General features: G+C 70.3%; 19 protein-coding genes and 1 pseudogene. 8 read left to right on the forward strand and 12 right to left on the reverse strand.

The window, feature by feature from the left end; all coding sequences use genetic code 11:
* Window positions 1-122: 122 nt before the first annotated feature.
* From pta to pyk, 3 genes are all read left to right on the forward strand, one after another.
* Window positions 123-2216, forward strand: coding sequence for a phosphate acetyltransferase (gene pta / locus KUM03_RS34395; RefSeq protein WP_217254497.1), 2094 nt, complete (start codon window positions 123-125; stop codon window positions 2214-2216).
* The gene (locus KUM03_RS34400) at window positions 2213-3448 is read left to right on the forward strand and encodes an acetate kinase (RefSeq protein WP_217254498.1); all 1236 of its coding nucleotides are present in this window, start codon (window positions 2213-2215) and stop codon (window positions 3446-3448) included. Before pta ends, KUM03_RS34400 begins: the two co-directional genes overlap by 4 nt.
* Window positions 3449-3522: 74 nt before the next feature.
* On the forward strand, window positions 3523-4953 hold the full coding sequence (pyk, locus tag KUM03_RS34405) for a pyruvate kinase (protein ID WP_217254499.1): 1431 nt from the start codon (window positions 3523-3525) through the stop codon (window positions 4951-4953).
* Between the two features lie 74 nt (window positions 4954-5027).
* On the opposite strand, the gene KUM03_RS34410 is transcribed toward pyk, so the two are convergent.
* The 4 genes from KUM03_RS34410 to KUM03_RS34425 form a co-directional block, all read right to left on the reverse strand.
* Complete coding sequence (locus KUM03_RS34410; RefSeq protein ID WP_217254500.1) at window positions 5028-6392, reverse strand: hypothetical protein; 1365 nt, start codon at window positions 6390-6392, stop codon at window positions 5028-5030.
* Entirely contained in the window at window positions 6382-6966 is a 585-nt protein-coding gene (locus KUM03_RS34415; RefSeq protein WP_217254501.1) for a DUF6114 domain-containing protein, read from the reverse strand. Before KUM03_RS34415 ends, KUM03_RS34410 begins: the two co-directional genes overlap by 11 nt.
* 160 nt (window positions 6967-7126) lie before the next feature.
* Window positions 7127-7768 (reverse strand): DUF6230 family protein, encoded by a 642-nt coding sequence (locus KUM03_RS34420; protein ID WP_217254502.1) that lies wholly within the window; start codon window positions 7766-7768, stop codon window positions 7127-7129.
* A 655-nt stretch (window positions 7769-8423) separates the two neighbouring features.
* Window positions 8424-9401, reverse strand: a complete 978-nt coding sequence (locus KUM03_RS34425) for a tetratricopeptide repeat protein (protein ID WP_217254503.1) — start codon at window positions 9399-9401, stop codon at window positions 8424-8426.
* Between the two features lie 248 nt (window positions 9402-9649).
* Between KUM03_RS34425 and KUM03_RS34430 the strand changes: the two genes are divergently transcribed.
* Window positions 9650-10282 carry a TetR/AcrR family transcriptional regulator gene (locus KUM03_RS34430; protein ID WP_217254504.1) on the forward strand — a complete coding sequence of 211 codons (633 nt, stop codon included), beginning with the start codon at window positions 9650-9652 and terminating at the stop codon, window positions 10280-10282.
* Here the strand turns inward: KUM03_RS34430 and KUM03_RS34435 are convergent.
* The 6 genes and pseudogenes from KUM03_RS34435 to KUM03_RS34460 all read right to left on the reverse strand — a co-directional run bounded on the left by KUM03_RS34435 (window position 10279) and on the right by KUM03_RS34460 (window position 15418).
* Window positions 10279-11979 carry a methylmalonyl-CoA mutase gene (locus KUM03_RS34435; protein WP_217254505.1) on the reverse strand — a complete coding sequence of 567 codons (1701 nt, stop codon included), beginning with the start codon at window positions 11977-11979 and terminating at the stop codon, window positions 10279-10281. The genes KUM03_RS34430 and KUM03_RS34435 overlap by 4 nt on opposite strands.
* Window positions 11980-12071: 92 nt before the next feature.
* Window positions 12072-12413, reverse strand: coding sequence for a DUF3817 domain-containing protein (locus KUM03_RS34440; RefSeq protein WP_217254506.1), 342 nt, complete (start codon window positions 12411-12413; stop codon window positions 12072-12074).
* A 56-nt stretch (window positions 12414-12469) separates the two neighbouring features.
* The gene (locus tag KUM03_RS34445) at window positions 12470-12979 is read right to left on the reverse strand and encodes a MarR family winged helix-turn-helix transcriptional regulator (protein ID WP_217254507.1); all 510 of its coding nucleotides are present in this window, start codon (window positions 12977-12979) and stop codon (window positions 12470-12472) included.
* A 77-nt stretch (window positions 12980-13056) separates the two neighbouring features.
* On the reverse strand, window positions 13057-13350 hold the full coding sequence (locus KUM03_RS34450; RefSeq protein WP_217254508.1) for an MTH1187 family thiamine-binding protein: 294 nt from the start codon (window positions 13348-13350) through the stop codon (window positions 13057-13059).
* Window positions 13347-13691, reverse strand: a complete 345-nt coding sequence (locus KUM03_RS34455; protein WP_073724094.1) for a DUF3817 domain-containing protein — start codon at window positions 13689-13691, stop codon at window positions 13347-13349. Before KUM03_RS34455 ends, KUM03_RS34450 begins: the two co-directional genes overlap by 4 nt.
* Before the next feature lie 103 nt (window positions 13692-13794).
* Window positions 13795-15418, reverse strand: a pseudogene (locus KUM03_RS34460) (IS200/IS605 family accessory protein TnpB-related protein).
* A 262-nt stretch (window positions 15419-15680) separates the two neighbouring features.
* On the opposite strand from KUM03_RS34460, the gene KUM03_RS34465 reads away from it, so the two are divergent.
* From KUM03_RS34465 to KUM03_RS34480, 4 genes are all read left to right on the forward strand, one after another.
* Window positions 15681-16313 carry an AIM24 family protein gene (locus tag KUM03_RS34465; RefSeq protein ID WP_217254509.1) on the forward strand — a complete coding sequence of 211 codons (633 nt, stop codon included), beginning with the start codon at window positions 15681-15683 and terminating at the stop codon, window positions 16311-16313.
* A 1-nt stretch (window position 16314) separates the two neighbouring features.
* Window positions 16315-16965, forward strand: coding sequence for an AIM24 family protein (locus tag KUM03_RS34470; RefSeq protein WP_217254563.1), 651 nt, complete (start codon window positions 16315-16317; stop codon window positions 16963-16965).
* Window positions 16962-17738 carry an AIM24 family protein gene (locus KUM03_RS34475; RefSeq protein WP_217254510.1) on the forward strand — a complete coding sequence of 259 codons (777 nt, stop codon included), beginning with the start codon at window positions 16962-16964 and terminating at the stop codon, window positions 17736-17738. The genes KUM03_RS34470 and KUM03_RS34475 overlap by 4 nt, the downstream gene beginning before the upstream one ends.
* A 101-nt stretch (window positions 17739-17839) precedes the next feature.
* A complete protein-coding gene (locus KUM03_RS34480) occupies window positions 17840-18316 on the forward strand; it encodes a MarR family winged helix-turn-helix transcriptional regulator (protein ID WP_217254511.1) in 477 nt (158 codons plus the stop codon).
* A 12-nt stretch (window positions 18317-18328) separates the two neighbouring features.
* On the opposite strand, the gene KUM03_RS34485 is transcribed toward KUM03_RS34480, so the two are convergent.
* Window positions 18329-19747, reverse strand: coding sequence for a cell wall metabolism sensor histidine kinase WalK (locus tag KUM03_RS34485; RefSeq protein WP_217254512.1), 1419 nt, complete (start codon window positions 19745-19747; stop codon window positions 18329-18331).
* On the reverse strand, window positions 19744-20412 hold the full coding sequence (locus KUM03_RS34490) for a response regulator transcription factor (RefSeq protein WP_100048256.1): 669 nt from the start codon (window positions 20410-20412) through the stop codon (window positions 19744-19746). Before KUM03_RS34490 ends, KUM03_RS34485 begins: the two co-directional genes overlap by 4 nt.
* Window positions 20413-20515 lie beyond the last annotated feature (103 nt).

Here is a 20515-nt window from a genome sequence, read left to right on the forward strand (position 1 = left end):
ACTGACGATTGCTGACGGGCGCCTTATCCATCGCCGGAGGTATTGTCAAGAGGGTTCCGCTCACCCCGGTGGGCGATTTTTGTGCACGGGACAGCCGCCACCAGACGAAACGGAGAGCACGCGTGACGCGCAGCGTGTACGTGACCGGTATCGACCGCGGCGACGGCCGCCAGGTCGTCGAACTGGGGGTCATGGAGCTCCTGACCCGGCAGGTCGACCGGGTCGGCGTCTTCCGTCCCCTGGTCCACGACGGACCCGACCGGCTCTTCGAGCTGCTGCGGTCCCGCTACCGGCTCTCGCAGGACCCCGCGTCCGTGTACGGCATGGACTACCAGGAGGCGTCCGCCCTCCAGGCCGAGCAGGGCACGGACGAGCTGGTCTCCGCGCTGGTCGACCGCTTCCACCTGGTCGCCCGGGACTACGACGTCGTCCTCGTCCTCGGCACCGACTTCGCCGCCACCCAGCTCCCGGACGAGCTGTCGCTGAACGCGCGGCTCGCCAACGAGTTCGGCGCCTCGGTCCTCCCGGTCGTGGGCGGACGGGGGCAGGCCGCCGAGTCGGTGCTCGCCGAGACCGTCAACGCCTTCCGCGCCTACGACGGGCTGGGCTGCGACGTGCTGGCCATGGTGACCAACCGGGTCGCCCGCGAGGACCGGGACGAGATCGCCGGGCTGCTCGGCGGCCGGCTGCCGGTGCCGTGCTGGGTGGTGCCGGACGAACCCGCGCTGTCCGCGCCGACCGTCTCGCAGATCGCGCACACCCTCGGCGCCAAGGTGGTCCTGGGCGACGACTCGGGGCTCGCCCGGGACGCGCTGGACTTCGTCTTCGGCGGCGCCATGCTGCCGAACCTGCTCGCCGCCCTGACCCCGGGCTGCCTGGTGATCACCCCCGGCGACCGCGCCGACCTGGTGGTCGGCACCCTGGCCGCGCACAGCGCCGGCACCCCGCCGATAGCCGGGGTGCTGCTCACGCTGAACGAGGTGCCGGGCGACGGCATCCTCACCCTCGCCGCCCGCCTGGCCCCCGGCACCCCGGTGCTCTCGGTGACCGGCAACAGCTTCCCCACCGCCGAGCAGCTCTTCTCCCTGGAGGGCAAGCTCAACGCGGCCACCCCGCGCAAGGCGGAGACCGCCCTCGGCCTCTTCGAGCGGTACGTCGACACCGCCGACCTCAGCGACCGGGTCTCCGCGCCGAGCAGCGACCGCGTCACGCCGATGATGTTCGAGCACAAGCTGCTGCAACAGGCCCGCTCCGACCTGCGCCGGGTCGTCCTCCCCGAGGGCACCGAGGAGCGGGTGCTGCACGCGGCGGAGGTGCTGCTGCGCCGGGGCGTGTGCGAGCTGACGCTGCTCGGTCCCGTCGAGCAGATCCGCAAGAAGGCCGCCGACCTGGGCATCGACCTGGAGGGCGCCGAGCTGATCGACCCGGCCGTCTCCGAGCTGCGGGACTCCTTCGCCGAGAAGTACGCGGCCCTGCGCGCCCACAAGGGCGTGACCGTGGAGCTGGCGTACGACGTGGTCTCCGACGTCAACTACTTCGGCACGCTGATGGTGCAGGAAGGATTCGCCGACGGGATGGTGTCGGGCTCGGTGCACTCGACGGCGGCGACGATCCGTCCGGCGTTCGAGATCATCAAGACCAAGCCGGAAGCCTCGATCGTGTCGTCGGTCTTCTTCATGTGCCTGGCCGACAAGGTGCTGGTCTACGGCGACTGCGCGGTCAACCCGGACCCGGACGCCGAGCAGCTCGCCGACATCGCCACGCAGTCGGCGGCCACGGCGGCGCGGTTCGGGGTGGACCCGCGGATCGCGATGCTGTCGTACTCGACGGGCACGTCCGGCTCCGGCGCCGACGTCGACAAGGTGCGCGAGGCGACCGGGCTGGTCCGCGCCGGCCGGCCCGACCTGCGCATCGAGGGGCCGATCCAGTACGACGCGGCCGTGGAGCCGTCGGTCGCCGCGACCAAGCTGCCGGGCTCGGAGGTCGCCGGGCAGGCCAGCGTGCTGATCTTCCCCGACCTGAACACCGGCAACAACACCTACAAGGCCGTGCAGCGCTCGGCCGGCGCGATCGCCGTCGGCCCGGTCCTCCAGGGGCTGCGCAAGCCGGTCAACGACCTGTCCCGGGGCGCGCTCGTCCAGGACATCGTCAACACCGTCGCCATCACGGCGATCCAGGCCCAGCAGTCCCCGAGCGAGAAGGTCTCCGCCCAGTGAGTTCCACGCGTGTCCTCGTCCTCAACTCCGGCTCCTCGTCGGTGAAGTACCAGCTCATCGACATGCGCGGCGGTGAGCGCCTGGCGGTCGGGCTGGTCGAGCGCATCGGGGAGCAGACCTCGCGGCTGAAGCACACCCGTGTGGCCGACGGCGACACCCGGGAGCAGAACGGTCCGATCGCCGACCACGAGGCCGCCCTGAAGGCGGTCGCCGCGGAACTGGGCCGGGACGGCCTGGGCCTGGACTCCCCGGAACTGGCCGCGATCGGGCACCGGGTGGTGCACGGCGGCATGTTCTTCACCGAGCCCACGCTCATCGACGAGAACGTGCTCACGGAGATCGAGCGGCTGGTCCCGGTCGCGCCGCTGCACAACCCGGCCAACCTCACCGGCATCCGCACCGCGCAGGCGCTCCGCCCCGACCTGCCGCAGGTGGCGGTCTTCGACACCGCGTTCCACACCACGATGCCGGAGTCCGCGGCGCGCTACGCGATCGACCCGAAGATCGCCGACCGGTACCGCATCCGCCGCTACGGCTTCCACGGCACCTCGCACGCGTACGTCTCCCGCGAGACCGCGCGGCTGCTGGGCAAGGACCCGTCGGAGGCCAACGTCATCGTGCTCCACCTCGGCAACGGCGCCTCGGCCTCGGCGGTCCAGGGCGGCCGGTGCGTGGACACGTCCATGGGACTGACGCCCTTGGAGGGCCTGGTGATGGGTACGCGGTCGGGAGACCTGGACCCGGCGGTCATCTTCCATTTGGAGCGCGTTGGCGGAATGTCCACGGACGAGATCGACACTTTCCTCAACAAGAGGAGCGGTCTGTTCGGTCTGTGCGGTGACAACGACATGCGGGAGATCCGCCGCCGGGTGGACGAGGGCGACGAGCGGGCGCGGCTGGCGTTCGACATCTACATTCACCGGCTGAAGAAGTACATCGGTGCCTATTACGCCGTTCTCGGACGGGTGGACGCGGTGGCCTTCACGGCCGGGGTCGGCGAGAACGCGGCGCCGGTGCGGGAGGCTGCGGTGGCGGGCCTGGAGGGGCTCGGCCTGGCGGTGGACGGCGAGCTGAACGCCGTACGCGGCGACGAGGCGCGGCTGATCTCGCCCGCGGACGCGCGAGTGGCGGTGGCCGTGGTGCCGACCGACGAGGAAATGGAGATCGCGACACAAACCTACGCGCTGGTAAATGAGTCCGATGGTTCAGTTGCTTCGGGGAATCTCACCTGAGCGGCATCCCGCCCTTTTGTATTTTCCGCCAGACGGAATATTCCGCGCCGAAACAAACCGATAGGATGGCACCCATGCGCCGTTCGAAAATCGTCTGTACTCTCGGCCCCGCGGTCGACTCCCACGAGCAGCTCGTAGCGCTGATCGAGGCCGGCATGAACGTGGCCCGCTTCAACTTCAGCCACGGCACGCACGCCGAGCACCAGGGCCGTTACGACCGTGTCCGGGCCGCCGCCAAGGAGACCGGCAGGGCCATCGGTGTCCTCGCCGACCTCCAGGGCCCGAAGATCCGCCTGGAGACCTTCGCCGAGGGTCCCGTCGAGCTGGTGCGCGGTGACGAGTTCACCATCACCACCGAGGACGTGCCGGGCGACCGGACGATCTGCGGCACGACCTACAAGGGCCTGCCCGGTGACGTCACCAAGGGCGACCAGGTGCTCATCAACGACGGCAACGTCGAGCTGAAGGTCACCGAGGTCGAGGGCCCCCGGGTGAAGACGATCGTCATCGAGGGCGGCGTCATCTCCGACCACAAGGGCATCAACCTGCCCGGTGCGGCCGTGAACGTCCCCGCGCTGAGCGAGAAGGACGTCGAGGACCTCCGTTTCGCCCTCCGCATGGGCTGCGACCTGGTCGCCCTCTCCTTCGTCCGGGACGCCAAGGACGTCGACGACGTGCACCGCGTGATGGACGAGGAGGGCCGCCGGGTCCCCGTCATCGCCAAGGTGGAGAAGCCGCAGGCGGTCGAGAACATGGAGGACGTCGTCGCGGCCTTCGACGCCGTCATGGTCGCCCGTGGCGACCTGGCCGTCGAGTACCCGCTCGAGAAGGTCCCCATGGTGCAGAAGCGGCTGATCGAGCTGTGCCGCCGCAACGCCAAGCCGGTGATCGTGGCGACCCAGATGATGGAGTCGATGATCACCAACTCCCGCCCGACCCGCGCCGAGGCCTCCGACGTGGCCAACGCGATCCTGGACGGTGCCGACGCGGTGATGCTGTCCGCCGAGTCGTCGGTGGGCGCGTACCCGATCGAGACCGTCAAGACGATGTCGAAGATCGTCGCCGCCGCCGAGCAGGAGCTGCTGTCCAAGGGCCTGCAGCCGCTGGTGCCGGGCAAGAAGCCCCGCACGCAGGGCGGTTCGGTGGCCCGCGCCGCCGCCGAGATCGCCGACTTTTTGGGCGGCAAGGGCCTGGTGGCCTTCACCCAGTCCGGCGACACCGCCCGCCGCCTCTCCCGCTACCGCGCGGCCCAGCCGATCCTGGCCTTCACCACCGACGAGTCCACCCGCAACCAGTTGGCGCTCAGCTGGGGCGTGGAGCCGCACGTGGTGCCGTTCGTCAACAGCACCGACGAGATGGTCGACCTGGTGGACCAGGAGACGGCCCGCCTCGGCCGGTTCAGCGACGGCGACATCGTCGTGATCACCGCCGGTTCGCCCCCTGGCGTGCCCGGCACCACCAACATGGTCCGGGTCCTGCACCTGGGCGAGACGCGACGCGGCTGACGGCCCGCGTCCCACGTATGTGCTGAGGGCGCCCCCTGTGGCAGGGGGCGCCCTCAGCACGTACTCGGCCCGTCTCAGTCAGTGATGTACTGCTGCATCCCGGGAATGTGCAGGGTCCCGCCGAACTGACCGGCCTGCACCACCTTCACGTCGGTGAAGTAGATCAGCGGAATGTCCAGCGGCGGCGGGTGCTCCGGGTCGAAGGTGATCGGGATCAGCCCGAGCAGGTTGCCCGAGATGCTCTCCGTGTACATCACCGTGTCGCCGTCGCGGATCGTGGACGTCGATCCCTCGGCCGCCTGCACGTGATAGGTCTTGCCGATCTGCTCGTCCTTGACGATCTGGTGCAGGTCGCCGATGTCGGTGCCGTTCGATATGACGTACTTCAGCACCTTCTTGGTGTTGCCGCTCGCCGTCTTCACCTCGACGATGCCCTCGTACGAGGCTCCCTTGAGCAGCAGCGAACTGGCCTCGAGATGCCAGGGTTCCTCCGGCAACGGGATGGAGTTGTCGACGCCGGCCACCGCGTCCGTGGCGACGGGGCAGTCCTCCGGCTCCGCGGAAGCGCTCTGGGACGGGCTGGGGCTGGGACTCGCCGAGGCGGTGGACTCACTGGTCTCCTCCGCCGCGTCCTTCTCCGCCGCGTCCATTTCCGCGGCGCCCGCGGTTTCCCTGGCGTCCTCGGCTGCCTCGGACGCCGCGTCGGTCGTGTCCTGCGCGGTGCCCTCGGCCGTGTCGGTGACCTTGCCGGTCGCGTCCTTCGCAGTGTCGGAGGCGTCTTCGGAGGCGCTCTCGGACGCCGACGCGGAGGGGGACGGCGTCGGGCCCGAGCTCTCCTCGGCCTTCTTGCCGCCGGTGAAGATGCCCTCGATGGCGTCGCCAATGCCATCGAGCAGGCCGCCGCCGCTCTCGGACGCCGAAGGGGACGCCTCCTCGCTCCGAGGCTCCTTCCCCTGCGAGGCGGAGGCGCCCGGGACGGGCTCGGCCTTGTCGTCGGAACCTGAATCCGACGAAGAGGTGGAGCCGGTGTCCTTCTCGTCCTGGGGCTCCCCGGCCGTGGCGGAAGGAGCGGGCTGCTTCCCGCCCGACGCGCCGTCACCGCCCTTGTCCTCGCCGCTCTTGTCCTCGCCGCTCTTGCCGTCGTCCGCCTCGACGGTCGCCGACGGTGAGGGTGTGGGAGACGCGGACGATCCCTTGTCGGCGCCCGTCATGGCCTCCACACAGGCCTTGTACTCCTCGGCCGTCAGGCTGTTGGCCGGCGGCGCGCCCTTGTCGTTGCCGTCCGCGAGGGCGAGGGTCGGTGTGAAGCCCAGGCCCATGAGAACGGCTGTCGGCATGGCCGCCAGGGCTATCGCTTTGCCGCCCGGTACGTGGAATCTGGTGAACAGCAGCTTTTTGGGAGCCGCATGACGCGGCCCGCGCACCTCGTCAGCCGACACGGTACCCCCCGTTCGGGGCTGCAGCCCGGACACCGTCCGCCTCCCCGTCGTCGCCGTGCTCGTGGGGACCGGCGGCGGGGCCTTCGGGCGCGTCGTGCGTGTCGTGCTCGTCGCGCGTGGCGCCTTCTCCCGCGGGCGCTTCGGAACCGCCGCCCTCCGCGGGTTCCTCGGGTGCCTCCTTGCCGGGCACCCAGGACAGGGCGAGCGCGCCACCGATCATGGCGAGCAGAAAGCCCACCAGGAAGCCGCCGATGTTGGAGACCACCAGGGACACGAGGGCGAGCAGGAGCGCCGCGACGCCGGCGAAGATGCGCGTGGCCTTCTGGAACCAGAGGGTCATCCCGAGGGTGACCAGCAGTACTCCGATGATCAGCGAGCCCGCGCCGGCGGTGGTCGACATGGCGATCGACATGTTGCCCAGTTTGAGCGTGGCATAGGGGAAGTAGGCGATGGGCACTCCGCCCAACGCGGTGAACAGACCTGCCCAGAACGGCCGACTGCCCCGCCATGCCCGGAATCGCAGACGCAGCCGGGTGAAGGTACCGGCGCTCTGGACCGGAGTCTCGGCACTCATGAAAAAACAGCTCCCTGGTCCGTTGAACGTACGTATCGGCTCGGCTCAGGCGTGGAGAAGCCGGGATGGGCTGAGTCCTGGCGTGGGGGGCGGGGAGGCGAACCTCCCCGCCCCTCCTCGGCCGCTCAGCCGACCGAGGTCACCTCGGTGACGGAGACCGTCAGAAGCACTCCATCTTGGGGTCCGTGCCGAGGCGCATGTTCAGGCCGCTGAGCTTGAAGGTGCCGGCCGAGGTCGCCCACGCCGTCTGCTCGACCTTGGTGAGGTCGGCCTTCCTGGCCTGCTGGGCGAAGGCGCCGTCCTTGACGCTCCGGTCCTTCACCTCCGGACCGCGGGTCAGGTCCCCGGCCGCGACACCGATGTCGATGTCCTCGAAGGTGGCGTCGGCCTCAAGCTGAGCAACGTCGATGTAGAGGTTCTTGGCCTCCACCTTCCGATCCTCGCTGGGGCCGGCCTCGAGACGGAGGTAGACCGACTTCCCTATGAGAGGGATCTCCGTCTTGACCGACTGGCACATCTTGGTGATCTCGGCACGGTCGAACGACGAGATCGCGACCGGACGCTGGACCTTCTTGCCACCCTCTGTCGAGGTGTAGGTGGTGTCCAAGCCACCGTACTGAGCGAAGCCCCATCCCTCGAGATGCTGGGCACTCACCTTGAACTGCTGGCCGGACACGCTGAACGACGCCGCGAGGGCGCCCTGCGCCAGTCCGACACCCACGGCCGCCGTGGCGGCCACGCTTGGCACCATCACCAAGGCGAACCGCTTCCATCTGGTCCCGCCACGCACCTGGGACTCCATATTTCCTCCTTCTCGGACGTACATCTCCTGGCCTCGACCCCGTCGCCAGTCGGCGACTCGGCCCGGCAGGGATGGGAGAAGTGCTACGTCCTCGGGAAGGAGAGCGCCCGCGCTCGGCGGCACGTATGGAACGAGCCCGAATCACCGGCGATCACCCCCGAGCGACAACCACTGGTCGCGCCTGACACGCATCACGCACAACCCTGCTGGACAGGCTTCGCCGGGTGGACGAAGACCCCCCTGCCCAAGAGCCGGCGCCACTGCCGCCGACTCTGCTCGGTGGGGACCCAGGAACCCCCGCGACCCGACTGGCTTTCGGGGTACGGGAATGGACCGAGCGTCGCCGATCGTGGTGCATTCTCGCCGTCGGCACAAGGGGGTTCGTTACTCGCTGGTAACGGCCGGACAACCGGGGCACGACGCACCGGCCCCGGACGGCGACGCTGGGTGTGTCATACGGGCGGAACAAAACTATTGATCGCTGGACAGAATCCGACAGATCGGCGCCGTCGACTTACTGGCAGTAACAGCGGCCGCGATTACCAAGATTTGGCAAAGCGCGGCCGCAGTGACGTACCGGCGACAGCTCTTTCACACGGGCACCACCCGGACGAACGGCGGGCGACCGGGCGGTGCAGGGCGGTCGAACCGCCCGCTAGAACAGGGCGCGGGCCAGCGCCCTGCGGGCCACCGCCACCCGCGGGTCGTCGGCGCCGACCACCTCGAACAGCTCCAGCAGCCGCAGCCGTACGGCGTCCCGGTCGTCGCCGGCCGTGACGCGGACCGCGTCGATGAGGCGCCCGAAGGCGTCCTCCACGTGACCGCCCACCAGATCCAGGTCGGCGGCGGCGATCTGCGCCTGGGCGTCAGCCGGCTTGTCGGCCGCGTCCTGACGGACCCGCTGCGGGTCGGCGTTCTGCACGCGCTGGAGCAACTCGGCCTGGGCGAGGCCCAGTTTGGCCTCCGTGTTGCCCGGGTCGTCGTTGAGTACGTTCTTGTACGCCTGGACGGCACCGCCCAGGTCACCGGCGTCCAGCGCCTGCACGGCGGCCTCCAGCGCCGCGTCGTGCGGGCCGGCGGGGCGCTCGGGGGCGGCGGCCGGTGCCGCGCCGGGCTCCGCCTCGGGGTCGACGGCGAGACCGGTCAGGCCGAAGCGCTGCTCGGCGACCTGCACCAGCTGGTCGAGGGTCTCGCGGATCTGCGTCTCGCTCGCGGCACCCTGGAAGAGCGGCAGCGCCTGCCCCGCCACGACCGCGAAGACGGCCGGGATGCCCTGGACGCCGAACTGCTGCATCAGCATCTGGTTGGCGTCGACGTCGATCTTGGCGAGGAGGAAGCGCCCGTTGTACTCGACGGCGAGCCGCTCCAGGACCGGGCTCAGCTGCTTGCAGGGCTCGCACCACTCGGCCCAGAAGTCGATGACGACCGGGACCTCGGTGGACCGCTGCAGGACGTCGCTCTCGAAGCGGGCCTCGTCGACGTCGATGACGAGGTCGGCCGGGGAGACGGCGCCCGTCCCGCCGTTCCGGGCCGCCTCGGCGCGCGCCTGCTCCGCCTTCGCCTTGGCCTCCTGGGCCTGCTTCACCGCGGCGAGGTCGACGACCCCGCTCATGGACATGTTCCGTGGCTGCATGGGTCTATCCTCCCCCGTACCGCGCGTGTGCGTGAAAAGCGGGGTCAAAGCCCGCCTGGAAGTGTGCTGCTGACAGTCGTGCCGGCGCCGGGTCCCCACCCCACGCCCGTGGTCGTCGCTGGGGCACGGGCAGGCCCGTGCTTTCGCTACGACCCGTAGCGTAATACCAGGGCGGGCCGCCGGAACAGCCCTCCCTCGTGATCTGCCTCACGGACGCCCGTTCGTTACCCGCCGGTTAAGGTCGGGGAATGCAGAGCAGCACCCACGCCGGCCGTGCCGGGCGCCCGCGCAGCGCCGCGGCGGACACCGCGATCCTGGCCGCGACGCGGGCGGCCCTGGTGGAACTGGGCTGGTCGAAGCTCACCCTGCAGGACGTGGCGACGCGGGCCGGGGTTGCCAAGACGACGCTGTACCGTCGCTGGGCGGGCAAGAACGAACTGGTCGTCGACGCGGTCGCCGAGCTCTTCGACGAGCTGCGGCTGCCCGACCGGGGCTCCCTGGCCGCCGACATCGAGGGCGTGGTGCTCCAGTTCGCGGCGATCCTGGCCCGTCCGGAGGCCAAGAGCGGCCTGATGGCGGTGGTCGCCGAGTCCACGCGCGACGAGGCCCTGCGCGAGCGCATCCGTACGTCGATCGTGGAGCGGCAGAAGCGCCTGGTGCTGGAGGGCCGGGCGCGGGCCCATGCCAGGGGGGAACTCCCCGCCGAGCCGGACCCTGCGGAGGCCGCCCGCACGGCGGACCTCATCTTCGACGTGGTGGCGGGCGCGGTGGTGCACCGCACCCTGGTCAGCGCGGAGGCGGCGGACGGCGAGTGGGTGCGGAGCTTCACGCAGGTGCTGCTGTGGGGTCTGGCCTCTCGGCCCACCGAGTCCGGCGCCTAGAACCCCGCCGGCTCCGTGTACACCCCCCACTCCTCCCGCAGCACGCCACAGATCTCACCCAGCGTCGCCTCCGCGCGCACCGCGTCCAGCATCGGCTCGATCATGTTCCCGCCGGAGCGGGCGGCGGCCAGCATCGCGTCCAGCGCACCCCGCACGGCCGCGTCGTCGCGGGCGGCCTTCCGCTCGCCCAGCACCCGCACCTGCTCGCGCTCCACCTCGTGGCTTACCCGCAGGATCTCCAGGTCACCGGTGACGGAACCGGTGTGGACGTTGACGCCGACGACCTTCTTGTCGTCCTTCTCCAGGGACTGCTGGTACCGGAAGGCGGACTCGGCGATCTCGCCGGTGAACCAGCCGTCCTCGATGCCGCGCAGGAGGCCGGAGGTGATCGGCCCGACGGGGTGCTGCCCGTCGGGATGGGCCCGCAGCCCCCGCTCTTTGATCTGCTCGAAGATCTTCTCCGCGTCGGCCTCGATCCGGTCCGTCAGCTGCTCGATGAACCAGGAGCCGCCCAGCGGGTCGGCGACGTTGGCGACGCCGGTCTCCTCCATGAGCACCTGCTGGGTGCGCAGGGCGATCTCCGCGGCCTGCTCGCTGGGCAGCGCGAGGGTCTCGTCCAGCGCGTTGGTGTGCAGGGAGTTCGTCCCGCCGAGCACCGCCGCCAGCGCCTCCACCGCCGTACGCACCACGTTGTTGTACGGCTGCTGCGCGGTCAGCGAGACACCGGCGGTCTGGGTGTGGAAGCGCAGCCACTGCGCCTTGTCGGACTTCGCGCCGTACACGTCCCGCATCCACCGTGCCCAGATCCTGCGGGCCGCGCGGAACTTGGCGATCTCCTCGAAGAAGTCGAGGTGCGCGTCGAAGAAGAAGGACAGCCCCGGCGCGAAGACGTCCACGTCCAGTCCGCGGCTGAGCCCCAGCTCCACGTACCCGAAGCCGTCCGCCAGCGTGTAGGCCAGCTCCTGCGCGGCCGTCGCCCCGGCCTCGCGGATGTGGTAGCCGGAGACGGAGAGCGGCTTGTAGGCGGGGATGCCGGCCGCGCAGTACTCCATCAGGTCGCCGATCAGGCGTAGGTGCGGCTCGGGCTGGAAGAGCCACTCCTTCTGCGCGATGTACTCCTTGAAAATGTCGGTCTGGAGCGTGCCGTTGAGTACGGACGCGTCCACGCCCTGGCGTTCGGCGGCGACCAGGTACATGCAGAACACGGGCACGGCGGGCCCGCTGATCGTCATGGAGGTCGTCACGTCGCCGAGCGGGATGTCCTGGAACAGCACCTCCATGTCGGCGGCCGAGTCGATGGCCACGCCGCAGTGCCCGACCTCGCCGAGGGAGCGCGGGTCGTCGGAGTCGCGGCCCATCAGGGTCGGCATGTCGAAGGCGACCGAGAGCCCGCCGCCGCCGTTACGGAGGATCATCTTGTAGCGCTCGTTGGTCTGCTCGGCGTTGCCGAACCCGGCGAACTGCCGGATGGTCCACGTACGCCCCCGGTAGCCGGTCGGATGCAGCCCACGGGTGAAGGGGTACTCCCCCGGCCAGCCGATCCGCTCGAAGCCCTCGTAGGCGTCCCCGGGCCGGGGCCCGTACACCGGCTCCACGGGATCGCCGGAGAGCGTGGTGAAGTCGGCGTCGCGCTTGCGCGCCGCGTCGTACCGGGCCTGCCAGCGAAGGCGGCCCTCCTCTATGGCGTCAGCATCCATACCCTCGAATTTACTAGGGCGTCCAAGTAAATGTCGATGGGGTACCGCCGTACGGGTGCCCGTACGGCGGTCAGAAGGCTTGACAGGAACCGCTACGCCTTGGCGGCGGCGGGTGCCTCGGCCGTGGCGACCTTGGCGTCCAGCTCCCGGCTGATCCTGCGTTCCACGAAGAACGCGGCGGTCGGGACGGTGCCGGCCAGCAGCACCCACAGCTGCTTGCTGACCTTCCACTTCGCCTTTGCGCCCAGGTCGAAGGCGAAGACGAGGTAGACCACGTACAGCCAGCCGTGCGCGATGCTGACGACGCGGGTGAAGTCGGCCGCGCCGTCCATGTCCAGCAGGTACTTGGCGATCATGCCGAGGCAGAGCAGGATCAGCAGCACACCGGTGACGTACGCCATGACCCGGTAGCGGGTCAGCACGCTCTTTTTCATGGGAACGAGCCTAACCGTCCGTTTCGCGCGATCTTCGGGCGGGCCCGGCGACTCGCTCAGACGTCCTCGAAGTCGCCGGCGGCGACCCGCAGCGGCCTCAGCATCGCGAAGATCTCGCCGCACTCCTCCGCGTCGTACGCGCCCAGGCCGAAGTCCATCGCCATGAGGTCGCGGGTGGCCGACTCGACCACCTCGCGGCCCTTGTCGGTGATGGTGGCGAGGGTGCCGCGGCCGTCGTTGGGGTTGGGGCGCTTGTCGACCAGGCCGGACCTCACCAGCCGGTCGACGGTGTTCGTCACGGAGGTCGGGTGCACCATCAGGCGCTCGCCGATCTTGGACATCGGCAGCTCGCCCGACTTGGAGAAGGTGAGCAGCACCAGCGCCTCGTAGCGCGCGAAGGTCAGCCCGTACGGCTTGACCACCGCGTCCACCTCGGCCAGCAGGATCTGGTGCGCCCGCATGATCGAGGTGATCGCGGCCATGGACGGCACGCCGCCCCAGCGCTGCTTCCACAGTTCGTCGGCGCGGGCGATGGGGTCGAAGGAGAGACTGAGGGGCTTCGGCACGGCATCAGACCCTACCGGCCGGTCATATCCCGGTCAGCCCCGTCTCGCCCTTCGATACCCCCACGTATGACACGCGGCTACTCGGCGAGGTGCCGTTCCACGGTCTCCACCTTGGAGGTGAGGCCGTCCGTCACGCCGGGCCGGATGTCCGCCTTGAGGACGAGGGAGACGCGCGGCGCCCGGGCCTCGATGGCGGCGACGGCGCGCCGGACGACGTCCATGACCTCGTCCCACTCGCCCTCGACGGACGTGAACATCGCGTCGGTGCGGTTCGGCAGGCCCGACTCGCGGACCACCCGGACGGCGTCGGCGACGTACTCCCCCACGTCCTCGCCGACGCCGAGCGGCGTGACGGAGAAGGCGACGATCATGCGCCCACGACCCCTTCCTGGCGGGCGCGGGAGGCGATGACCGCGCTCTCGGCCTCGCGCTTGAGCCTGCGCTCGGCGAAGAAGCCGCCGGTCGGCAGGACCGACATGACGAAGTAGAAGGCGGCGGTGCCGAAGGACCACTTGGCGCGGTTCCAGGCGTCCGCCCAGAAGATCACGTACAGGACGAAGAGGAAGCCGTGGACCGCGCCCATCACGGGCACCGCGTTGAAGTCGGTGGTCCGCTTCAGCACGGAGCAGACCAGCAGCAGCAGGAACGAGATCGCCTCGGGGCTGGAGACCAGGCGGAGGCGGCGGAGGGCGGAGGCGGTCTTGAGGTCCACGGGTCACCTTCGGGTGGGAGAGGGGGCGGTACTCGGGCACGCCCGACGAGCAGGCGGTTTGTGAACGAACGCGCTAGCGCGCGTCCATTGTGGCAAACCGTTCCTATGCAGTGTGCAGGAGTGGGTCTTGGGCCCATGCCTGTGCACTGCGGGCACCCCGAACGGTGTTGGGTGTCCTGGTCGCCCGCGTTCGCGCCGTGTCCGGGGGCACGGATTGTGTCCGTGGTCCGGGGATACGGGGGTCCCTCACGCCCGGGCGCACGCCGGTCGGCCTGGACGGTCCGATGCCCGCATCCATCCCTCTGGTGGGTGCGGGGCGGTGCCGTCCGACGCCGGACCGGAAAGCCCTGGGCGCGTCGCCCGATCGCGATGCTCGCCGCATCGTGCCGGGTGGTCTTACGGGTGGTGCTGGTGAGTGGTTTCTGCCAGTGCTGGGCGCCCCACTTGCTGGTGTAGGCGGGGTCGACGGCGATGACGGTGACGCCGGTGGCGTCGGCCATGGAGGTCAGGCGGGCGCGGAGCCGTCCGGTGGGCATGCCGGAGATCAGCTGCCGGAACCGTTTCCGGCCGCCGTGTTTCTCGCGGGACTTCTCGGCGGCGAAGTCCAGGTTCTCGACCGCGATCGCCTTCACGCCGCAGGTCCGGGTCCAGTGCAGGAGCCGGGTGAGGGCGTGGCGGATCTGTGCGTCGCAGTGCTCGGCGGGGCCGGTGAGGTCGTAGAAGAAGCGGTGCGGGTTGCCGGTGGGGTTGCCGTGGGTGTCGAGGTGCCAGGCGGCGAGGTGGTCGGCGTTCATGTCGACCCCGACCACCCCCTCCGCCAGCGCCGCAGCGAGGGGGACGGTAGGGGTGGCAGGTTTCTGCCAGGACGCGGTGACGTACCAGCGGCCACGGCTCGTGTCGTGGTGGATGCGGTAGGCGACGGCTCGGTTGGCCGCGACACGGTCGGCCCACTCCTGCCCCCGGTGCGCGAACCGGACCCGGCCGGTGAGGGCATACCGGCCATGCGGGGCGTTGGCCAGGTGGGCGAGCGGGGCGGGGAGGCGGATGCTGACCTCACCGTCCGGGCTGATCCGGACCGTCTCGTTCCCGAAGCGCTTCCCGGACTCCCCGTCCGCCTGCAGGAACCACCGTTCGGCTTCCCACCGCGCACGCCATGCCGTCTCGGTGAGCCCGGCGGCCGCCAGGTGGTGCCGGGCACGGGCGAGCCGCTTGCCGCCCCGCACCACGTGCACCCGCCCGGCCGTCCAGTCCGCGCGTGCCCGTGCCAGCCGGCCCTCCAGGACGTGCAGGCGCCGGGCCTTGGCATGCCACTCCCGCCGACTGCGGTACCCACCCGGAGCACGCTTCGACCCCTTCTCACCCACCGGCAGCGACAGCCGGTGCCGCAGGGTCCGCACCCCCGCCTCCAACGACTGGACGTAAGCATGGGCACCCCTGCGGGCCAGCGCCCACTGATCATGCGTGGCCTTGGTGATCGCACCCGCCCACCGGGCCGACGATTCGGGTGTCAGCGTCCGCTTGCGTACCGCCCACGCCGCAGCGTCATGCTTCAGGCCGTCATTGCAGCGCGCCTTCAGGTCACGGGACGCCAGCGAGCCCAGATGCGCGCCGACCTGCCGCAGCACCTCCACATCCCCGGCGCTTAGCTGCTTGAGCCGGGTCCGCACCGCTACTCCCGACGGTCCTGGCACGACGAACGGCGCCGCAAGCTGCCGCAGACCACCCACCCCGCACCCCCGCTCAGCCGTGACAACCGCTCCACCACACTCAACGACGACCACCCAGCACAGGTCACGCATTCGACAGACGCACCTTCGTTCCCACCCGGACGCGAAGCGATCCGATCTCACCCACGTACTCGCTCACGCACCCCAGGGCACACTCATGCGCAGTCATCATTCGGCAGATCCGTCCCCCGACGCGCCCGGGCGAGGGGGTCGGAGACCTGTCGGCGGAGCCGCCCGGCGGGCTACCTTCACATTTGTGGCGATGTTCCGACTTCAAGGAAGCAAGGTACTCGCCGTCGACATGACCGGGGACGCCGTGAAGGCGAAGAACGGCTCGATGGTCGCGTACGACGGGGAGATGGCCTTCAAGAAGCTGAGCGGCGGCGGTGAGGGCATCCGGGGCATGGTGACCCGGCGGATCACCGGCGAGCAGATGACGGTGATGGAGGTGAAGGGGCACGGGACCTGCTGGTTCGCGGACCGGGCCTCGGAGATCAACCTCGTCGGCCTCCAGGGCGACAAGCTGTACGTCGAGTCGAGCAACTTCCTGGCGGCCGACGCCGGGCTGCGGACCGGCACCAGCTTCACGGGGACGCGCGGCGCCTCGCAGGGCAACGGGCTGTTCACCACGACCGTGGAGGGGCACGGGCAGGTGGCGATCATGTCGGACGGGCCGGCGGTGGTGCTGCGGGTCAGCGCGCAGTACCCGCTGACCGTCGACCCCGGGGCGTACGTCGCGCATCAGGGGAACCTGCGGCAGTCCTTCCAGTCGGGTGTGACCTTCCGCACGCTTTTCGGTGAGGGCGGCGGGGAGGCCTTCCAGATCCGCTTCGAGGGGGACGGGCTGGTGTACGTGCAGCCGAGCGAGCGGAACACGATCGCGGGGGATGTGTGAGATGGCCTTCCGGGAGATCAACTCGAAGATGGTGCAGGCGACCGTGGCGCCCGGGCAGCGGCTGTTCAGTCAGCGCGGGGCGATGCTCGCCTACCAGGGGGACGTGTCCTTCACCCCGAACATGCGCGGCGGTCAGGGCGGTGTGATGTCGATGATCGGGCGCCGGGTGGCGAACGAGGACACGCCGCTGATGACCGTCGAGGGCAGCGGCACGGTGCTCTTCGGGCACGGCGGCCACCACGTGCAGGTGATCGAACTCTCCGGCGACACCCTGTACGTGGAGGCGGACCGGCTGCTCGCCTTCGAGGGCACGCTGGAGCAGAACACCGTGTTCCTCGGCTCGCAGGGCGGGGTCATGGGCATGGTGCGCGGCCAGGTGAGCGGGCAGGGGCTCTTCACGACGACGCTGCGGGGGCACGGCTCGGTGGCGGTGATGGCGCACGGCGGCGTCTTCGAGGTCCCCATCACCCCGCAGCGGCCGGTGCGCGTGGACCCGCAGGCGTACGTCGCCCACCACGGCGACGTGCGCAACAAGCTGTCGACGGCGCTGGGCTGGCGGGACATGGTGGGACGCGGCTCCGGCGAGGCGTTCCAGCTGGAGCTGAGCGGCAGTGGCACGGTGTTCGTCCAGGCGTCGGAGGAGAAGTTGTGAGCGCGGTCCACCACGACCCGGCGACCCTGCCGGCGGACGACAACGTCAATCCGTACACCTTCTGCGTGGAGCTCAAGGGGAGCCAGTGGTTCCTGCAGAAGGGGAAGATGATCGCCTACTACGGGACGATCGAGTTCAACGGGATCGGGCACGGACGGATGGACCGTCTGCTGCGTACGTCGTTCCATTCGCCTCTGCACGCGAGCGACTGGGTCGTCGCCGAGGGCTCGGGCAAGATGCTCCTCGCCGACCGGGCATTCGATGTGAATTCGTATGACCTCGAAGACGGCAACCTGACCATTCGCTCGGGCAACTTGCTTGCTTTTCAGCCAAGTCTTGCTCTCAAGCAGTCGATCGTGCCGGGTTTTCTGACCCTGATCGGAACCGGAAAGTTCGTGGCCGCGTCGAACGGCCCGGTGGTGTTCATGGAGCCGCCGATCCGGGTCGACCCGCAGGCCCTGGTCGGCTGGGCGGACTGCCCGTCCCCGTGCCACCACTACGACCACGGGTACATGACCGGCCTGCTGGGCGGTCTACGTGCGATGACGGGGCTCGGCGGGGCCTCCGGGGAGGAGCACCAGTTCGAGTTCGTCGGCGCGGGGACGGTGCTGCTGCAGTCGAGCGAGACGCTGATGCCGGAGCAGGCCACGGGGGTCGCTCCGCAGCAGGCGGGGGTGCCCGGAGGGGGCGCTTCCGGGGGTCCGGGAGGCCGGTCCGGCGTACCGGGGCTTCCCGGACAGCTGGGGGACCTCCAGCGCCGCTTCGGGCTGTGAGCGGTAATCTGCGGAGTGTGACGTCGAACGCGTGCGCACCGTCACCGTCACGGATCACCCCTCACTAGTTCGCCTTTCAACATTTTAGGTAGACTTCATACATGGAGACCGAGACGGCCACCCGCTGGCTGACCGATACGGAGCAGTGTGCTTGGCGCACCCACCTGGAGGTCAACAGGCTGTTGACGCACCAGCTCGAAAAGGACCTTCAGCCCTTCGGTCTGACGATGAACGACTACGAGATCCTGGTGAACCTCTCCGAGTCGGAGGGCGACCGCATGCGGATGAGCGACCTGGCCACCGCCACGATGCAGTCCAAGAGCCGCCTCTCCCACCAGATCACCCGCATGGAGAACGCGGACCTGGTCCGGCGGGAGAACTGCGAGTCCGACCGCCGCGGGCTCTACGCCGTCCTCACCGAGCACGGCCTGGAGACGATGCGGAAGGTCGCCCCGCACCACGTGGCGTCCGTCCGCCGGCACTTCATCGACCTGCTGGCCCCCGAGGCCCTGACGGAGCTGGACAAGGCTCTCAAGCCGATCGCGGAGCACCTGCGCGGACAGCGCGGGCGCCCCTGACGTAACGAAGCACTACTGGGCACCCGGCAGGCGGAGCTCGAACAGGGCGCCGCCTGCCGGAGCGTCGTGGACCGTGAGCGTGCCGCCGTGCCGTACGGCGACGTCGCGGGCGATGGCCAGCCCCAGCCCGGCCCCGCCGTCGTCGCGGCTGCGGGCGGCGTCGAGCCGTACGAACCGCTCGAAGACCCGCTCGCGGTCGGCCGCCGGCACGCCCTCCCCGTCGTCGGCCACCGCGACCACGGCCGCCTCCCCGTCCCGCCGCACGGACACCTCCACGGCCGAGCGGGCGTGCCGCTGCGCGTTGTCCAGCAGGTTGGCCAGCACCCGGCCCAGCTGCCCGCGCGACCCGGCGACCGTCACGTCGTCCTCGGCCCGCACCCGCACCCCGGCCCTGCCCCCGGCCTCCTCCCGCGCGAGCCCGGCGAGGTCGACGCGCGCTTCGGCGGGCCGCTCCCCCGCGTCCAGCCGGGCCAGCAGCAGCAGGTCGGCGGCGAGCCGCTGGAGCCGTACGGTGTCCTCCACGGCGCCGTCCAGGTCGAGCAGCTCCGGGTGGGCGGCGGCCACCTCCAGCTGGGTGCGCAGCGAGGCGATCGGGCTGCGCAGCTCGTGCGAGGCGTCGGCGACGAAGCGCCGCTGCCGCTCCACCGAGGACTCCAGGGCGGCCAGCGTCTCGTTGGTGGTCGAGGCGAGCCTGGCCACCTCGTCGTGCGTGCCCGGCACCGGGACGCGGCGCGCCAGGTCCTCGCTGGCGGTGATCGCGGCCATCTCCCGGCGGATGCCTTCCACGGGCCGCAGCGCGCGCCGGGTGACCAGCCAGGTCACCCATCCGACGACCACGAGCAGCAGCGGGAAGCCGATCAGCATGACGGTCAGCGCGGTGTTCACGGCGCCGTGCTCGGCGGACAGCGGGGCCCCGGCCCAGACGGTGAGCCTTCCCTGCTCGTCGGTCTCGACGGGCACGGCGGCGAAGCGGTAGTCCTCCGTGTCGCCGTCGATCGTCGCCGAGCCGTCGCTGACGGTGGTCCGCTCGCCGATCTCACCGACTTCGAGGGACTCGCCGGAGTCGTCATCGTCGTCCGAGTCGCCGTCGTCGGCGTCGCCGGTGGGGGCCGGCTGCGGCTTCACCGCGTCGACGCCGGTGCCGCTGATCCGTTCCAGGTCCTCGCTGGCGGCGACGAGCCTGCCGTCCTCGTCGACGATCTGCAGCGGGCGGTCGTCGACGTCCAGGGACAGCTCGCCGTACGGCGTCCCGATGGCCAGTTCGGTGGCGACCTCGCGCGCGGAGCGTTCCGCCTGGGTGCCCGCCTCGCCGAGCAGGTTGGACCGCAGGGACAGCAGGACGGCGGTGCCGGCCGCGACCAGGGCGACGGCGACCACGAGGGTCGCGCCGAGCGTGGCCCGGGCCCGGACCGACCCGAAGAGGCGGCTCATCGCTCGACCTCCAGCCGGTAGCCGGCGCCGCGCACGGTCCGGATGAGGGCCGCGCGCAGCTTGCGCCGCAGGGCGCTGACGTAGACCTCGACGATGTTGGGGTCGCCGTCGTAGGCGAAGTCCCAGACGTGCTCCAGGATCTCGGCCTTGGACACCACCTGCCCGGCCCGCACCACGAGCTGCTCCAGGACGGCGAACTCCTTCGCCGTGAGGGTCACTTCACGCTCGCCCAGGAAGACCCGGCGGGCGGCGGTGTCGACCTTCAGGTCCCCGTGGACGTGCACGGGCGAGGCACCGGCTCCCTGCGCCCGCCGCCGCAGCAGGGCCTTCACGCGGGCGACGAGGACGACGTACGAGAAGGGCTTGGTGAGGTAGTCGTCGGCGCCCGTGTCCAGCCCCTCCGCCTCGTCGTACTCGCCGTCCTTGGCGGTGAGCATCAGGATCGGCACGTCGTGGCCGGCGGCGCGCAGGGCGGCGCAGACCCGGTAGCCGTTGAGGCCGGGCAGCATGATGTCGAGGATGACCAGGTCGTACACGCCCTCACCGGCCCGGTGCAGGCCCTCCCGGCCGTCGTGGACGACGTCCACGGCGTAGCCCTCGGCGGTGAGGCCCTTGGCGAGCGACACGGCGAGGCGCTTCTCGTCCTCCACGATCAACAGGCGCATGCGTAAAGAGTCGCAAAACGTAGCTGAAGAAGCCTTCAGGTGGCTTCAGCTCCGCCTCAGCGTCCGTCCCCGACAGTGAGGGTGTCGAAAACACAGCGACACC

It is taken from the genome of Streptomyces sp. AC602_WCS936 (assembly GCF_019049125.1).
Lineage (GTDB): Bacteria > Actinomycetota > Actinomycetes > Streptomycetales > Streptomycetaceae > Streptomyces.

Coding starts and splice junctions, on each gene's coding strand:
- KUM03_RS34415 (WP_217254501.1), bottom strand. CDS start 6,966: ATGAGTGCCGAGACTCCGGTCCAGAGCGCCGGTACCTTCACCCGGCTG.
- KUM03_RS34440 (WP_217254506.1), bottom strand. CDS start 12,413: ATGAAAAAGAGCGTGCTGACCCGCTACCGGGTCATGGCGTACGTCACC.
- KUM03_RS34490 (WP_100048256.1), bottom strand. CDS start 20,412: ATGCGCCTGTTGATCGTGGAGGACGAGAAGCGCCTCGCCGTGTCGCTC.
- KUM03_RS34465 (WP_217254509.1), top strand. CDS start 15,681: ATGTTCCGACTTCAAGGAAGCAAGGTACTCGCCGTCGACATGACCGGG.
- KUM03_RS34450 (WP_217254508.1), bottom strand. CDS start 13,350: ATGATCGTCGCCTTCTCCGTCACGCCGCTCGGCGTCGGCGAGGACGTG.
- KUM03_RS34430 (WP_217254504.1), top strand. CDS start 9,650: ATGCAGAGCAGCACCCACGCCGGCCGTGCCGGGCGCCCGCGCAGCGCC.
- KUM03_RS34420 (WP_217254502.1), bottom strand. CDS start 7,768: ATGGAGTCCCAGGTGCGTGGCGGGACCAGATGGAAGCGGTTCGCCTTG.
- KUM03_RS34480 (WP_217254511.1), top strand. CDS start 17,840: ATGGAGACCGAGACGGCCACCCGCTGGCTGACCGATACGGAGCAGTGT.
- pyk (WP_217254499.1), top strand. CDS start 3,523: ATGCGCCGTTCGAAAATCGTCTGTACTCTCGGCCCCGCGGTCGACTCC.
- KUM03_RS34425 (WP_217254503.1), bottom strand. CDS start 9,401: ATGCAGCCACGGAACATGTCCATGAGCGGGGTCGTCGACCTCGCCGCG.
- KUM03_RS34435 (WP_217254505.1), bottom strand. CDS start 11,979: ATGGATGCTGACGCCATAGAGGAGGGCCGCCTTCGCTGGCAGGCCCGG.
- KUM03_RS34485 (WP_217254512.1), bottom strand. CDS start 19,747: ATGAGCCGCCTCTTCGGGTCGGTCCGGGCCCGGGCCACGCTCGGCGCG.
- KUM03_RS34470 (WP_217254563.1), top strand. CDS start 16,315: ATGGCCTTCCGGGAGATCAACTCGAAGATGGTGCAGGCGACCGTGGCG.